Raw genomic sequence first — 14,253 nt, forward strand, 5'->3', positions numbered from 1 at the left:
GCAATAGGTTTTACGGAGCGGAAATTTGAGCCTCTTTACCCTGGATGTCGACATCAGCTTCGGGCACTGTGATGCAGCGGGAATTGTCTATTATCCCAATTACTTCCGCTGGTTTGACAGGTGCTTTCACACCTTCCTCAAGGCGCAGCACGGCGGCCATGCGGCGCTGTGCAGGCAGCTGGGCGCGCGGGGGCTGGGGCTGATTTCCGCCGATGCGCGATTCCGTTCGCCGGGTTTTGATGGAGATGTGTTGCGGCTTGAGATGAGCGCCGGAGAATGGGGCCGCAAGAGCCTGCGGCTGGACTATAGCGGCACGGTTGGGGAGCGTTTGGTGATTGAAGGCGAGGAGGTGCGGGGCGTGTTTATCGAAGATGGCGGGCGGATACGCGCGGGCGATGTGGCCCCGCTCAGGGAGGTGATCGGTGGCTGAAGGGTTAAGCTCACTCGATGCGGCACTTGGGCTGCTCAACGTGCTTTCGCGGCAAGGCGGTCCGGTGGGGCTGAGCGAGATTGCACGCGCCGCCGACATGCCCGCGAGCAAGGCGCATCGCTACCTCGCCAGCTTCATCTCCGCCGGGCTGGTGAGCCAAGCGGGCCGCTCCGGCAAGTATGACCTTGGCCCCGAGGCCGTGGCGCTCGGCGTGGCCGGGATGGCGCGGGTGGATCTGGTCAACCGCACTGCCGATGCGCTGCCTGAACTGGTGGAAGAAACCGGGCTGACGGCGCTGCTCAGCGTCTGGGGCAACGCGGGCGCGGTGGTGGTGCGCTGGGAACGGGCCCCGCGCTTCGTCGTCACCACGCTCGGGCTGGGCACGGTGATGCCGCTGAAGCGCTCGGCCTCGGGCCGGGCCTTTCTGGGCTGGGCCCCGGAGGCGGTGATTGCCGCGCGGCTGGCCGAGGAGGGCGGCGACGGCGAGGGGCTGCGCGAGGCCATACGCAGGGCGGGGTTTGCGGCGGTCAGCGGCGAGCTGATCCCCGGCCTTGCCGCCATCGCCGCGCCAGTGCTGGACTGGCAGGGCGAGATCGAGGCGGCGGTAACGCTTTATGGCACCGACCCGGCGATCTGCGCGGCAGATGGGCCGGAGGTGACAGCCCTGCGCGCGTTCTGTGCGGGGCTGTCGGCGGTCTAGGCGGGGCGCACGACTGCGGGCTATCGGCGCCTCAGGCCAACCGTCTGGCCAAGAGTAAGGTCAGGATCACGGCAATAAGGAGAAACCCCGCGCCCACCATCCACGCGATCGGTGTGGAGTAGAGCTTTGCGGCGGCTCCGACCAGAACCAGACCCAGCGCAGCGCCCAACTGCTGAATCAGAGATCTTAGCGACAGCATGGTCGAGCGTTGGCGGTCTTCGACGCAGCTATGCAGGATGCTGCTGGCAGGGGTTTCGCTGACGCCAAGGAGGACGGAATACAGGATGAAGACCGCCACGAAGCCGATGATGCCGCCCTGCAATGCCAAGGCGACCTGGACGACCGCCAGGCCTGCGAAGACCGCCGCCAACGTCAGGGCGTGCCGCCGCCGGAAGATCCGGCTGACGTGGGGCGACAGGGAAGCGCCGAGAGCGATCGAGAAGAAATAGGTCGCCGTTACGATACCGATAACGGTATTTGCGTAACCCTCACCCAGCATGGGTTTTGCATGGGTCGGCCAGATCACTTCAACAGGGTTTGTGGCCATCAGAAAGACCGCCAAGGCTCCCAGAAGGAGAGAGAGTGCGGGATGTTTCAGGGCCAAAAGGCTCGCGTTCTTTATCACCCGTGGCACGCTTGCGAAGCCGTGCTTGAGAGCCGTCGCGCTCATCGGGCGCGGGGGTTCGGCAATGGCCAAGATGGTGAACGCAAACACGCCCAGCATCACGCAAAAGCTTGCGGCGTAGGATACGTCATAGATGCTGAACCCGAGGTTCTCCGCCACCGAACCGAAAGCATCCGGCAAAAGGCCTCCCAGAATGGCTCCCAAGGCCAAGCCGACGGCATTGGCCCATTGCGCTTTGGCAAGGGCGGGTTGCACATCCACCTTGGGTGCAGCGGCTCTGAAGGTTTCGACAAACCACGCATCGAGCGTGCCTGACCGAAGGGCACGGCCAAAGCCGATGAAGGCAAACGAAAGCGCTAGAACATAAAAATCGCGGGTCGAGAGAAAGAGCGCGAGCGAAATCAGGCTGGCGACGACAGCCGTTAGAAAGACCGGCTTGCGGCCGATGCTGTCGGCCAGGCCGCCAAAAGGCAGCTCCATCGCCATCGTCGTCAGCGAATAAACCCCGAAGAGAAGCGAGATCTGGAAGAGGTCCATGCCTCTGTCGGTCAACGCAAGGGCAACCACAGCCACCGTCAGGCCCATGGCAAAGCGGTCAAAAAACTGGTGAACCTGAAAGACCCGAATGTGCCGTCGCGCGGAAGCTGTAAGTGCGTGGAATGAGAACTCTATTTCGGCGGCCATGGCTTCAGCATCGGCGCTATCGTCACCAGAGACAATGACTTGGCCGCGGCAGCTCCGAACGGGCACATCCCCCCGGAATGAAAAACCCCGGCGCGGCGAACCGCACCGGGGCGCTTTGTCAAAAAGGCTTGAGGTAAATTCAGTAGCCGGTGCCGAGCTGGCCCACGGTGAAGAACATGGTTTCGCCGGAGTGGTCATCGACGCCGTCGTTGTCGGTGCTCACCCAGGCCGTGCCGTCGGAGAAGATCGCCAGCCCTTCGACCTTGTCGAGCACGTAGCCGCCGCCTGCCTTGAGGTCGGGCAGCAGGTCACGCACGTCTTCCTTGGTCACCAGCGGCAACTCGCCACCCAGCGGGGCGGGCTGCATCTGGTCGAGCGACACGCGGGTGATCTTCTTGGTCACGGCGCGGTCGTCGTGCTGGTTGTCACGCTCCACGAGGTAGACGTGATCGCCATGCGCCACGATCTCGGAGAGGCCGACCCAGCCGGTGGCGGGCTCTTCCTTGGTATAGCGCACCGCGCCCCACTCGCCGCTCTCGGGGGTGTAGGCCACGAGCTTGACGGTGTTCTTGGGGTCATCGGCCCATTCGCGTTGCACGGCCATCCAGAGGGTGCCGTTGACGAGGGTGATGCCCTCGAAGCCAAAGCGCTTTTCCACCGCCATGAGTTCGGCGGGCAGGCCCACCTCTTCTTCGATCTCGCCCTCGGCGTTCACATGGTAGAGCGCGTGGGGGATGACCCGGTCGGTGCGGCCCTCGGACGCGAGCCAGAAGCCGCCCTGCCCGTCCAGCGTGATGCCTTCAAGGTCGAGCTTTTGCGCGGGGTGGCCTGCACGGGTGATGTCGATGGCCTCGACGATGCGTGCGGGCTTGCTGCCCACGTCGATCTTGAAGATGCGTGGCTGGTAGCCATAGAAGCTGTCGGACACCGCCCAGACGGTGCTTTCGCCCTCGGCCACCATGCCCGAGATCGCGCCCCAGCCGGTGAGCTCTTCCATGCCTTCGGAGGTAAGCTGCGGATAGGCCGCCTCGCCCTCTGCATATTCGAAGAGCATGACATGGGCGCGCGCGCCGCCATCTTCGATCAGGTCGCTCTCGTTGGCCGACACCAGCAGGTTGCGCTCGGGGATGGTGACATAGCCCTCGGGGCCGACACCGGAGGGCAGGAGCTGGGTGAGCACGGGGTTGGCCGGGTCGGTGGCGTCGTAGACACCGACGATGGAGCCGCGCTCGGAGCCGACGAAGATCATCGGTTTGCCGCCGAACTCGCCAAAGGTGACCGACTCGGGCTCAACGCCCTTCGCGTCAGAGCGCTTGTCGGGGTAGTGGCCGATCTGGACGAGGGCATGCTCGAAGCTGGTGCCGCTCTCGTAAACCACGGTGCCGTCTTTGGAAAAGATCGTCCAGCCGCGCGAGCCGCCTTCGTAGTCGCCCTCGTTGGCGGTGGCGAAGTGCTGATCGTCGATCCATTTCACCGCATCGGGCTCGCGCTTGCGGCCCTGCTGGCTCTCGGTGAAGAGCAGCGCACCGCGCTCGTCGGTGGCGTCAATCCCCTCAAGGTCCACCGCACCGGCGGAGAAGTGGGAGGCCACGGTGCCATCAGCGCCGATGACGGCGATGTGGTTGTTTTCCTGCATGGTCACGACGATTTCGCCCAGCGCGTTGATGTCGACGAACTCGGGCTCGGGGTCATCACCGCCAACCTCGGCGAGGCCGGTCATCTCGATCTTTTGCAGGCTGTCGCAATCGAGCGCGCCATCGGTCAGGGCGATTTTCACCACAAAGCCGGCGGGCATTTGCGGCAGGACGCCATCGTTGAGGTCTTCGTCGCGCTCGTTTTCGATCGCCACGGCGATGAAGGAGCCATCGGGGGCCTTGGCAACCGAGTCCGGCTGGCCGCCGAGGTCGCAGGAGGCCAGCTCTTCGCCGGAGGTCACGTCAATCGCGGCAAGGCGACCGGAGGGGGCGGTGTAGCTCTCGGAGGTGTTGATGCCGGTGAAGGCGGTGGAGCCGAGCACGGCGACGGCGGTGGGCTCGCCATCCAGCGCGATATTGCCCAGCGGCGCGGGCGCGGCGGGATCGGTGATGTTGATCCGGCCCAGCACGCCAAGCGGGCTGTCGGTGTAAACCAGCGTCATGCCGTCGGCGGTGACGTCGATGATTTCGGCGGAGGTCTCGCGGGCGCGGTCCTCGCCCTCGGCCATGTTGGAGGCCACCGGGAAGGAGGCGATACGGTTGAAGACCTGTTCGGCCTGCGCGGCGCCGGTGACGGCGGCAAGCGCGAGGGCCGATGTGAGAAGCGTGCGGTGCATGGGAGTCCCCTGTTTGTTATGCGGGGAGAGATGCGCCCGGTTGGTGACGTTAAGGTAACGCGCGCGTGACAGTCGGATGAAGAGCGGGCAAAGCAAAGGGCGGCGCGGGGTTCCCCGGCCGCCCTGCCTGTTTTGATCCGCTGCCGCTTACGGGTTGGCGGCGATGATGCCGTTCAGCCATTCAAGGTAGTTGGCGGTGCGGGTGTAGGCGGAGAACTTGGCCTGTTCGTTGCAGTTTTTGCCGCCCTCGCCGGAGAGGCCCCAGCTCACGACGCCGGCCTGAATGTAAAGGCCCTCGTCATTGACCTTCACCACCAGCGGGCCGCCGCTGTCACCCGAGCAGGCCGTCTTGCCGCCCTCGTAGGTGCCCGAGCAGATCATGTTCTCGGAGATCGGGATCGGCGCGCGGCTGACCAGCTCTTCCCATGCGCCCTGCGCGTCTTCCGGCGTGAGGCCGAAGGTTTTGGCGGCGAAGACGAAGCCCTTGGCGGCCACTTCGGCGCGGGCCTCCATCAGCGCCTGGTTGCAGGCGTCGCGCGGCAGCATCTGGATATCGGCCTGGCGCATGTCTTCGGGGTGTTCGCCGCCGTCGATCAGGCCCCAGCCGGTGACGGTGGTGGTGACGCCGGGTTGCTCCAGCAGGTCGCCCAGCTCGGCATCGGGGATCTTGATGGTCTGGTAGGGCACCTGCGGCGCGCGGGCGAGCTTGAGGAGGGCGATGTCGTTGTCGAACACCCCGCCGACATAGCCGGGGAAGCGGTAGAGCGCGGCCACGTCGATCAGATCACCCTGCCCTTCGGCGATGGTGTTGGTGCCTGCAAGCACCTGGATCGCCTGTGGGTTGATGTCACGATACTGGCCCTGCGGGTCTTGCATGTGGACGCAATGCGCGGCGGTCAGCACCCACTGGTCCAGCACCAGCGAGCCGCCGCAGAAATGCGCCTGAGGGGTCACGCCCTTGCCCTTGATCATCAGCGCCACCTGCCAGGGCCATGCGCCCTCGTCGGCCACTTCGCCGCCGATCACCCGGCTGCCGCTGTCTTCGGCGGCCTTTTCTTCCATGTGCTGGGCTTTCTCGCCGCTTTCGGCCCATGCGAAGGGCGAGGCGCTGCCGTCTGCCGAGAAATCCTGTGCCGTGGCGGTGCCGAGGCCAAGCCCCGCGAGCGCCACGAGTACCGCTGCAAATTTCATGTCCGTTGTTCCTTCCTTCAGTCGTCCTTGGGTGTGATGCGCACCGGGATCCGCGTTACGGTAAGCGGGGCGGGTGCCGTCGAAAAGCTGAAATCGCGTGAGGATTCACCGGGGGGGGCGGCGGCGGCCTCGATAAATTGTTCCATCGGGTTGCCGGTGCCCCGGCTCTGGCCGTCGTTGGCAAGGCCGGTGAGTGCGGTGCGCGGGGCGCCATCCTCGGCCGGGGTGACAAGCACGATGACCTCTTCCAGCGCCAAGCCTTCGCCCTCGTTCACCATCAGCATGCCCACCGGCACCGTCTCGTTGAAGTTGAGCCGGTTGGAGGCGCCTGAGCCGGGGAAGATGGCGGTGATGGTGAAGCTCTTGTCGCGGTAGAGCACGGTGACGTCCTGCGCCTTGGAGGAGGTGTTGCGGATGTGGAGCCAGAGTTGGGCGCAATGGGGCACGGTCTCGGGCGCGGGGCGCTGCGGCGTGCCGGTTTCGCCCTCGCAGGTGGCTGGGATCATCTCGGCCTCGACCTTCACGGGCGGGCCGGAGATGGTGAAGCCTTTCTTGGCGCCCGCCTCGGCCTGTGTCAGCGCGGATTCGAGGCGCTGGACCTGGGCGAGGCGCGGAAGGGCTTCGGCGAGGTCGCGCGCGGCGAACCGGGGGGAGGAGCCGGGGCCGCCCGGATCGAGCACGCCATCGGGGCCGGTGATGGCGAGCAGGCCGCCTGTCAGCACAAGCGCGCGGTCGGGTTGCGGGGCGTTCCATGTGACGCCATCGACGAGGCCCTCGGCCTGAAGGCGGGCGAGTTCGGCGGTGATTTCGGTGTAGTCTTCGCCGTCGGCCACCACGGGGGCGGAAAGGCGCAGGGGCGTGGCCTCTGCGGGCGCGAGGGAGGTGACCTCGGCGTATTTTGCGCCTTCTGGCACGGCGGAAAGCGTGGCTTCCAGCGGGGTAAGGCTGGTGATCGTCGCCGTGCCCAGCGCCGCGCCGCCTGCGGCTGCGGCGTAGAAGGTAACCTCGCTGCCCTCGGTGAGGCCCGAGAGGCTGCCTGCCTTCAACTGGCCGTCCACCCGCATCCGCGCCCCGGCCTCAGCCCCACCAAACACCGGGGCAGACATGATAGACCCTTCGCCATCAGGGGTTTGGGTGGCAGTGGCCGTCTCTTTGCGCATCCCGTCCATGGTGGCGGCAAGCAGCTGATCCCATGTCAGATCGGGCGTGGAGGCCATGACGGTGGTGAGGACGCGGGTAAACTCGCCATACCAATTGGCAGGGTCGTCCGGGTCGCCATGGGGGTATTCAAAGCTGCGCTGGTCGGATTGGGAGGAATAGAGAAAGGCAAAGTCGCCCTCCAGCGCGGGGGCTGGCCGCGCATCGGCGGCTTCCATCGCCTCGGGGATGCCGAGCAGCGTCGGCTCGATATAGCGGGCCGCGCCCTTGCCGGGCATGGCGCGAAAGCCGGTGGCGGCGTGGCAGGCGTCGAGCACGGCCACAAGGGCGGCACCGTCGGCCATGATCGCCTCGGCGGCGGCGCGCAGCTCGTCATCGAGGATCGCGTTTTCGACAGCGCCAACGCTGCCCTTCCAATCCTTTGCATCGGATGGGAGCAGGATTTCATCATAGCCGCCTTGATCGTCACCATCGAGGTCGGGCGCTTGCGAGCCGTGGCCGGAGAAGTAGAAAAACACGGTATCGCCCTCGCCCGTGGCCTCTGCGGCCTCGGTCAGCCCGGCGAGGATTGCCTCGCGGCGGGGCACGCCCACAACCACGCCCTCAGGCAGAAGATCGGGGGCGGTGGTGAGCACGGTGATATCCTCGGGGGCCACCCCGCGCGACATCAGCGTGCGGGCCATCAGCGCCACATCGTTGACCGGGCCGCGCAGGTCGGCGTCGAGGTATTCGTAATCCCCCACCCCGATCAGCAGGGCGCGGGTTTCGGCCGCTACGGGGGCGGCGAGGGCCAGCGCGGTGAGCGCGGCAAGGGGGAGGTGCCGTGGCGTCATGGGGCCGATACTATTGGGGAAATCGCCCCGGGCAAGGCTCTGCAGTGTTTGTGACGGCAATTGACACGCTTCCATGCGCCGCGTGGCTGCGGTAACCCGGCTCATGGCCTTTACCCTGCCCGATCCGCTCTCTAGCGCCCCCCTGCCCTTCGACACGGTGATCGACGTGCGCTCGCCCTCGGAATACGCCGAGGACCATGTGCCCGGCGCGATCTCGCTGCCGGTGTTCTCTGACGAAGAGCGGGCGAAGGTGGGCACGATCTATGTGCAGGATTCGCCATTTCTGGCCCGCAAGGTGGGCGCGGCGATTTTGGCGCGCAACGCGGCGGCGCATCTGGAAGGGCCGCTGGCCGACAAGGATGGCGGGTGGAAGCCGCTGGTTTACTGCTGGCGCGGCGGGCAGAGGAGCGGCGGGTTTGCCACCATCCTCGGCCAGATCGGCTGGCGGGTCGACAAGGTGGAGGGCGGCTACCAGAGTTACCGGCGGGCGGTGGTGAAGGCCCTCTACGAGGGTGAGCTGCCGCACCGGGTGGTGCTGCTGGATGGAAACACCGGCACCGCGAAGACCGACCTGCTGCACAGAGTGGCGGCGCGCGGCGGGCAGGTGCTGGACCTTGAGGGGCTGGCCAACCATCGCGGCTCGCTTCTGGGCAACATGGGGCCGCAACCGGCGCAGAAAGGCTTTGAGAGCGCGCTGATACAGGCGCTGGCGGGGCTGGACCCGGCGCGCCCCGTGCTGGTGGAGGCCGAAAGCTCGAAGGTGGGCGAGCGGCTGGTGCCCCCGGCGCTCTGGAAGCAGATGCTGGCCGCGCCACGCATCGCCCTCCACGCCGCACTGCAGGACCGCGCCCGTTACCTCGCTCGCGTTTACGACGACTTGGCCACCGACCCGGCGCAGCTGAACGGCCTCCTCTCCCAGCTCATCCGGCTGCATGGCCGCGAGCGGATCGAAAGCTGGCAGGCGATGGCCGCGGCGGGCGATGTGGTGACGCTGGCAGGCGAGCTGTGCCTGCATCACTACGACCCGCGCTATGCCAAATCGCGCCGCTCCGACAGGCCAGAAACCCCGCTGGAGATTACGCTGGACGAAGACGGGCTGGAGCGCGCCGCCGACAGCATCGCGGCGTATCTCGCTTCCTTTTCTGGCTGACACTACGGCTGCCGGAGGCCCCTACCGCTTTTGGTGCGCCAGAAGGGATTCAAGACCTCCGGTGGGAGTATTTCCGGCAAGAAAATGTACCGGGTCACTGCACCCGAAGAAAGGGCTCGCCCGCCATGACCTGCCCGATCCGGGCAGCCGGGTAGCCAAGCGCCTTCAGCTCTTCCAGCAGCTTCGCGGCCCGGCCCGGAGGGACGGCGGCGAGGAGGCCGCCGGCGGTTTGCGGATCAAACAGCAGGTCTGCCTCGGGGGGTGCGGGGGCGGGCAGGCCGAGCCGGGCGGCTACGGCGGCGCGGTTCTCGTCCCAGAGGGTGGAGCGGATGCCCTGCGCGGCGAGTTCGGCGGCGCCGGGCAGCAGGGGGATGGCGGAAAGCTTCAGCGAGGCGGCCACACCACTGGCCTCGCAGATCGCCAGCAAATGTCCGGCGAGGCCGAAGCCTGTTACGTCTGTCATGGCATGGGCCGTGGCCAGCAGCTTTGCCGCATCGCCCTGAGGGCGGGCCATGGAGGCGAGCGCAGCGGCCACCCAAGCCGCCCGCCCCTCCCCGCGCATGTCGGCGGCCAGAACGGTGCCGGTGCCCAGCGGCTTGGTGAGGATCAGCGCATCGCCCACCTGCGCGTTTTCAAGCCCAACGGGAAACTCCGTGCGCAGGCCCGTGACGGTGAAGCCCAGCTGCACCTCCGCGCCCATCGACGAATGCCCGCCCACCAGCTCTGCCCCCTCGGCGCGGAAAATGGCGGAGGCGGCGGCAAGCACCTCGCGCATGGAGCGGGCCTGCATCTCGGGCGCCATGCGCGGCAGGGTGACGGAGGCCAGCGCCGCCTGCGGACGCGCGCCCATGGCCCAGACATCGCCAAGAGCATGAACGGCAGCGATGCGGGCCATCAGGGCGAGGTCTTCGGTGAAGCCGCGCAGGTGATCGGTGGTGATGACCTGCCAATCGCCCTCCATGGCGAGGATCGCGGCATCATCACCGGGCAGGCTCACCACGTCATCGCGCTCCGGCGCGGGCAGTTCGGCCAGCGCGGCCTTCAGCGCGGTGGGGGCAATCTTGGCCCCGCACCCGGCGCAGAGCATGGGCTCGCTCTCGTCGCCTTCAGGCTCCATCGACGGGAAGCTGGTGAACTTCTCCATGAAGCTGCGGTCGATATAGTCTTTCACCCGCCAGACCCACGGCCCCGAGGTGATGAGACCGAGTTTTTCGCCCAGTGCCGCCTTCTCGCCCAGCGAAATCAGCTTGAGGTAGTCATGCTGCGGGCGGAAGGGTTTGAGCCGGGTTTCACCGCGCAGGCTGCGGCGTAGGTTTTCCTCCAGCACCGGCGCGGCGCGCACGGCGTAGACACCGGCCTTGGGGCGCGGGTCCGGCTCGAAATGGGCACAATCTCCGACGGCGAAGATGGCTGGGTCGGTGGTGCTGCGCAGGTCGGGGCCGACCCGCAGGAAGCCCTCGTGATGGGCCAGCCCGGTGTCTGCCAGCCAGTCGTGGGGCCGCGCCCCGCCCGCGCCGATGACGAAATCGGCGGGCAGGCTGCGGCCATCTTCAAGGGCGACGGCCTCGGCCTCGATCCGGGCCACGCGGGCCTGCTCCAACAGGGTGATGTGTGAGGCGCGCAGGGTTTCAAACAGCCGCGCCCGCGCCCCGCCGCCCAGCGCCGAAAGCGCTGCGCCCGCATCGACGAGGGTGACAGACGGGCTGTGGCCCAGCCCGGCCAGCCGGTGGCGGGCGGCCATGGCCAGCTCAACCCCAGCCACCCCCGCGCCGATCACCACCACCCGGGCCGCCCCCGGCGCGGCCACAAAACGCGCCCACCGCGCCGCAAATTCATCAAGCGGTTTGGCGGGGCACGCGTGCTCGGCAAAGCCCGGAAGCGCGGGCATATCGGAGGTGACGCCCACGTCGAGCGCGGCGATGTCATAGCCGACCAGCCGGCGGGTGCCTTCGGCTGTTTCCACGGTGATTTCGCGAGCCGCGCGGTCGATCACGGTGGCGCGCCCGTCGATCAGCCGGGCCCCGGCGAAGCGGGCAAGGCGGTGCAGGTCGATCTGCAGAGCCTCGATCGGGTAATGCCCGGCGATATGGCCCGGCAGCATCCCCGAATAAGGCGCGGTGGTGCCGGGGTTGATAAGCGTCAGCCGCGCACCCTGAAGCGGGGCCATGCCGAGGCGGCGAAGCACCAGCGCATGGGCGTGGCCGCCACCGACAAGCACGATGTCTTTCGTCAGGCTAGGGGCGGCTTGCACAGGGGCGGTCTCCAGTGGTGTTGGCAGCAGGATAGCCGCCCGGAGCCCGCGGGAAAATGGCGGTTAACCGGTGGATGGCGGGTGATGCGTGATTGATGGAGGGTCAGGCATCGCATTGTTGCCGAAATAGCCACAGTTTCCACTGGATTTCCCCCTTGACGCCCCGCCGCCCGGCCTCTACATCGGCCCTCGCTTCTGGCGGAGTAGCTCAGGTGGTTAGAGCAGCGGAATCATAATCCGCGTGTCGGGGGTTCAAGTCCCTCCTCCGCTACCAGCATTTGCCTACACTCAGGTCCGACAAGGGCTGAGATGTAGCCTTTCACCTCGACATCGTGGCCATTTTTTGTAGGCGTGATAACCACTTCGCTGACTAGTTCACGTATGGTTCTCAGAGCTTCCGGATCGGTCTCTTGCTGCAACTGGACCAGTGCTTGACGGTAGCGGTCTGCGGCAACGGGGTGGATCTCCAACACCGGCACTTCGGCGTCACGATCGACGAGTCGCGCCTCTGCCTGCTCTGCAGCTATGCGCTTGGCGAGGATATCTGCCTTCGCTTTGTCGCCGTCCGTCACTCCATCGACATAGAGCCGGTAGGCGCGGTCATAGGCGGCGCGGGCCCGGGCGGCCTCGCGCTCCAGGCGAGCGCGGGCTTTGCCGGCGGTTCGGGCGAGGCGTTGCCGCTCGGCAGAGTACTCATCCAGGTAGGCCTTGGCGTAGGCGGGATCGCGCAGTTCCTCGGTGAGGCGCTCGAAGATGGCGGTCTCGATCTTGTCGAGGCGGGGCCGTTTGCGTTGCTTGCAATCGCCACTCTCGGCACGGCGGCTGCAGCGAAGCCATATCGACGTGCCCCGGCGTTTCTGGATCGACATACCTGCGCCACAGCAACCGCAGCGCAGCAGCCCTGAGAATGGCCTGGCGGGCGCGAAGGTATGGCGCCTGCCCCGCATTCCCTTGCGGCTCTCACGGACCCGCTCCACGTCCGCCCAGAGTTCCGCAGGGACGATTCGCAGATGCTCGGCCTCGGCCTCATGCCATTCGGACATCGGATTGGTGCGACTCACGCGCTTGCCGGTGTCGGGGTCGAGCACCATGTGGACGCGGTTCCAGACGACACGCCCATCGTAGAGCGGATTGCAGAGGATGCCGTAGCCGCGTGCCGGGTTGCCGTGGAGCGTGCTGCTGTTCCAGCGCGCGCCGCGCGGTGGCGCGATGCCCTCTGCATTCAGCTCGGCGGCGATAGCCTTGGGGCCCTTGCCGCTCACATAGTCCTGGCAGATCCGGCGGATCACTTCTGCCTCGGCCTCGACAATCGTGAGCTCGCCGGGCTGGCCCGGGACCGGCGTGTAGCCATAAGCACGGCCGCCCGGGTTTCGTCCATCGCGCACCACGCCGGCCAGCCCGCGCCTGATCTTCTCCTTGTTCTGCGCAAGGAATATCTGGCCCATGAGGCCCTGCACTCCGATCTCGATCATGCTCGCCCGACCGCCATGGACCGTGCGGATCTCGACACCGGCAAACTCCAGCCGCTTGTGCAGGCCCGCGAGATCCTCCTGATCGCGGCTGATCCGGTCGATCGCCTCAACCACCAGCACATCGAAAGCGCCCGCCCGGGCATCCTCCATCAGCGTCAGCAGTCCGTCGCGCCCCAGCATCGAGGCCGACGACTTGGCGCGGTCGTGATAGGTTCGGGTGACGCTCAGCCCCTCTCGGGCGGCGTAGGTGCTGCAAAGCGCAATCTGATCTTCGACCGATCGGTCGCTCTGCAAGTCTGTCGAGTAGCGCGCGTAGATCGCGGCTCGGCGGCGCTCGGGCATGTCGGCTCCTTCAGTTCGGTGCCTTCAGTATCAGCACGTGCATGCGCCCGCGCCAAGGCCCGCACGAAGTCGAGCAGCCGGGGATCCGGCGTCGAGCGATGAGCAGGGCGTGAGGGCATCAGGAGCGCGCCTCCGCTTCTTGGCCTTTGGGTTCGGATTTTGTTCTGGCTGCATGCTCAAGCTCGGCCGTTGCCATGATCAGCGGTTTGAGCTCGGCAGGTGCGTCGTCGTAGTCGCGGCCGAAGCGCCCGTTCAGCCGGGGCAACATCGCGCGCGGGATACACTTCCAATTGCTAGGGTCGGTGTTCGTCTTGTTGCCATCCAGGCACTTTAGGGCGTGGCCTTCGGGCAAGGGGCCGTTCAGCTCTTCCCAGCGGATCAGGTGCACGGTGCGCCATCTTCGTTGCAACGGCATGTCATCGTTGACCTTACGCTCGAGGTACCCTTCTCGCGTGATCCGCTCGGTGCCGATCGGCTTGTAGAGCCGCGCGGCAACGCCTCTGCGTTCACCCTTCTTGAACCAGCCCTTCTCGCTGCCGCGCGGGCAAAAGCCCTTCCGGCCTTTGTTCGGAGGAACCTGACCGGGCGCGAACCTTCCATCGCGGCCGGTCGTCCAGCCCTTGCGCTTGCAGAGCGCGGAGATATTCGAAACGGAAACGTCGGTCCGCCCCGTCCAGGCTACGAACTCAGCATGCAGCAGCTTGCGCGGCATTTCGCGCAGCAGCTCGATGAAGATCAGCTCGGCCTCAGAGTAGGTGATCCGCGCGCCCTTCATTCAGTCGCCGTCGGCTCGTCGCTTTTGCCGATCATTGGCAGGTGGGGCAGGATATTTGCGCCGTGCTCAGCAAAGAGCTTCGCGGCCCCGAGGCGCAGCTTCGTCGACTCGGTGATCTGATCGGCGATCTCCACGATCGATGCGGCACGCTTTGCTTCCGTCTCGATCTGTTCAGCCGTTAGGCTCTCATCGCCCAACCGCTCGAGCTGGGCGAAGAGGTGATCGTTGAGGTCAGTGAGTTTGGTTCTGGTCATGTGGGCCTCTGGCATGATTTGGGCTCCAAGCTCCCCCCACCCGGCCCGGCTTATGTTCAGGGTGGGGGATCCAGCGG

General features: G+C 66.5%; 11 protein-coding genes and 1 tRNA gene. 4 read left to right on the top strand and 8 right to left on the bottom strand.

Annotation, left to right across the window (positions count from 1 at the left end; genetic code table 11):
• Positions 1 to 25 precede the first annotated feature (25 nt).
• Together FHY55_RS19280 and FHY55_RS19285 are read left to right on the top strand one after the other, a co-directional pair.
• Positions 26 to 430 carry a thioesterase family protein gene (locus FHY55_RS19280; protein WP_140015737.1) on the top strand — a complete coding sequence of 135 codons (405 nt, stop codon included), beginning with the start codon at positions 26 to 28 and terminating at the stop codon, positions 428 to 430.
• Positions 423 to 1,130, top strand: a complete 708-nt coding sequence (locus FHY55_RS19285; protein ID WP_140015738.1) for an IclR family transcriptional regulator — start codon at positions 423 to 425, stop codon at positions 1,128 to 1,130. The genes FHY55_RS19280 and FHY55_RS19285 overlap by 8 nt, the downstream gene beginning before the upstream one ends.
• Before the next feature lie 31 nt (positions 1,131 to 1,161).
• On the opposite strand, the gene FHY55_RS19290 is transcribed toward FHY55_RS19285, so the two are convergent.
• The 4 genes from FHY55_RS19290 to FHY55_RS19305 all read right to left on the bottom strand — a co-directional run bounded on the left by FHY55_RS19290 (position 1,162) and on the right by FHY55_RS19305 (position 7,932).
• Positions 1,162 to 2,439: an MFS transporter gene (locus FHY55_RS19290; protein WP_140015739.1), complete on the bottom strand. Its 1,278-nt coding sequence runs from the start codon at positions 2,437 to 2,439 to the stop codon at positions 1,162 to 1,164.
• Between the two features lie 139 nt (positions 2,440 to 2,578).
• Positions 2,579 to 4,750, bottom strand: a complete 2,172-nt coding sequence (locus FHY55_RS19295) for an esterase-like activity of phytase family protein (RefSeq protein ID WP_140015740.1) — start codon at positions 4,748 to 4,750, stop codon at positions 2,579 to 2,581.
• A 147-nt stretch (positions 4,751 to 4,897) separates the two neighbouring features.
• Complete coding sequence (locus FHY55_RS19300; protein ID WP_140015741.1) at positions 4,898 to 5,941, bottom strand: serine protease; 1,044 nt, start codon at positions 5,939 to 5,941, stop codon at positions 4,898 to 4,900.
• A 17-nt stretch (positions 5,942 to 5,958) separates the two neighbouring features.
• On the bottom strand, positions 5,959 to 7,932 hold the full coding sequence (locus FHY55_RS19305) for a caspase family protein (RefSeq protein WP_168223065.1): 1,974 nt from the start codon (positions 7,930 to 7,932) through the stop codon (positions 5,959 to 5,961).
• A gap of 103 nt (positions 7,933 to 8,035) precedes the next feature.
• Here FHY55_RS19305 and mnmH point away from each other — a divergent pair, with 103 nt between their 5' ends.
• On the top strand, positions 8,036 to 9,082 hold the full coding sequence (gene mnmH, locus FHY55_RS19310; RefSeq protein WP_140016202.1) for a tRNA 2-selenouridine(34) synthase MnmH: 1,047 nt from the start codon (positions 8,036 to 8,038) through the stop codon (positions 9,080 to 9,082).
• A gap of 94 nt (positions 9,083 to 9,176) precedes the next feature.
• On the opposite strand, the gene selD is transcribed toward mnmH, so the two are convergent.
• Entirely contained in the window at positions 9,177 to 11,333 is a 2,157-nt protein-coding gene (gene selD / locus FHY55_RS19315) for a selenide, water dikinase SelD (protein WP_140015743.1), read from the bottom strand.
• Positions 11,334 to 11,530: 197 nt separating this feature from the next.
• Here selD and FHY55_RS19320 point away from each other — a divergent pair.
• Positions 11,531 to 11,607 (top strand) — tRNA-Met (locus tag FHY55_RS19320).
• On the opposite strand, the gene FHY55_RS19325 is transcribed toward FHY55_RS19320, so the two are convergent.
• The 3 genes from FHY55_RS19325 to FHY55_RS19335 form a co-directional block, all read right to left on the bottom strand.
• Positions 11,564 to 13,147: a recombinase family protein gene (locus FHY55_RS19325; RefSeq protein ID WP_140016203.1), complete on the bottom strand. Its 1,584-nt coding sequence runs from the start codon at positions 13,145 to 13,147 to the stop codon at positions 11,564 to 11,566. The two genes, FHY55_RS19320 and FHY55_RS19325, sit on opposite strands and share 44 nt — an antisense overlap.
• Positions 13,148 to 13,265: 118 nt before the next feature.
• A complete protein-coding gene (locus FHY55_RS19330) occupies positions 13,266 to 13,922 on the bottom strand; it encodes an HNH endonuclease (RefSeq protein ID WP_140015744.1) in 657 nt (218 codons plus the stop codon).
• Positions 13,919 to 14,176 (bottom strand): hypothetical protein, encoded by a 258-nt coding sequence (locus tag FHY55_RS19335; protein WP_140015745.1) that lies wholly within the window; start codon positions 14,174 to 14,176, stop codon positions 13,919 to 13,921. Before FHY55_RS19335 ends, FHY55_RS19330 begins: the two co-directional genes overlap by 4 nt.
• Between the last annotated feature and the right edge of the window lie 77 nt (positions 14,177 to 14,253).

Source organism: Oceanicola sp. D3 (assembly GCF_006351965.1).
Lineage (GTDB): Bacteria > Pseudomonadota > Alphaproteobacteria > Rhodobacterales > Rhodobacteraceae > Vannielia.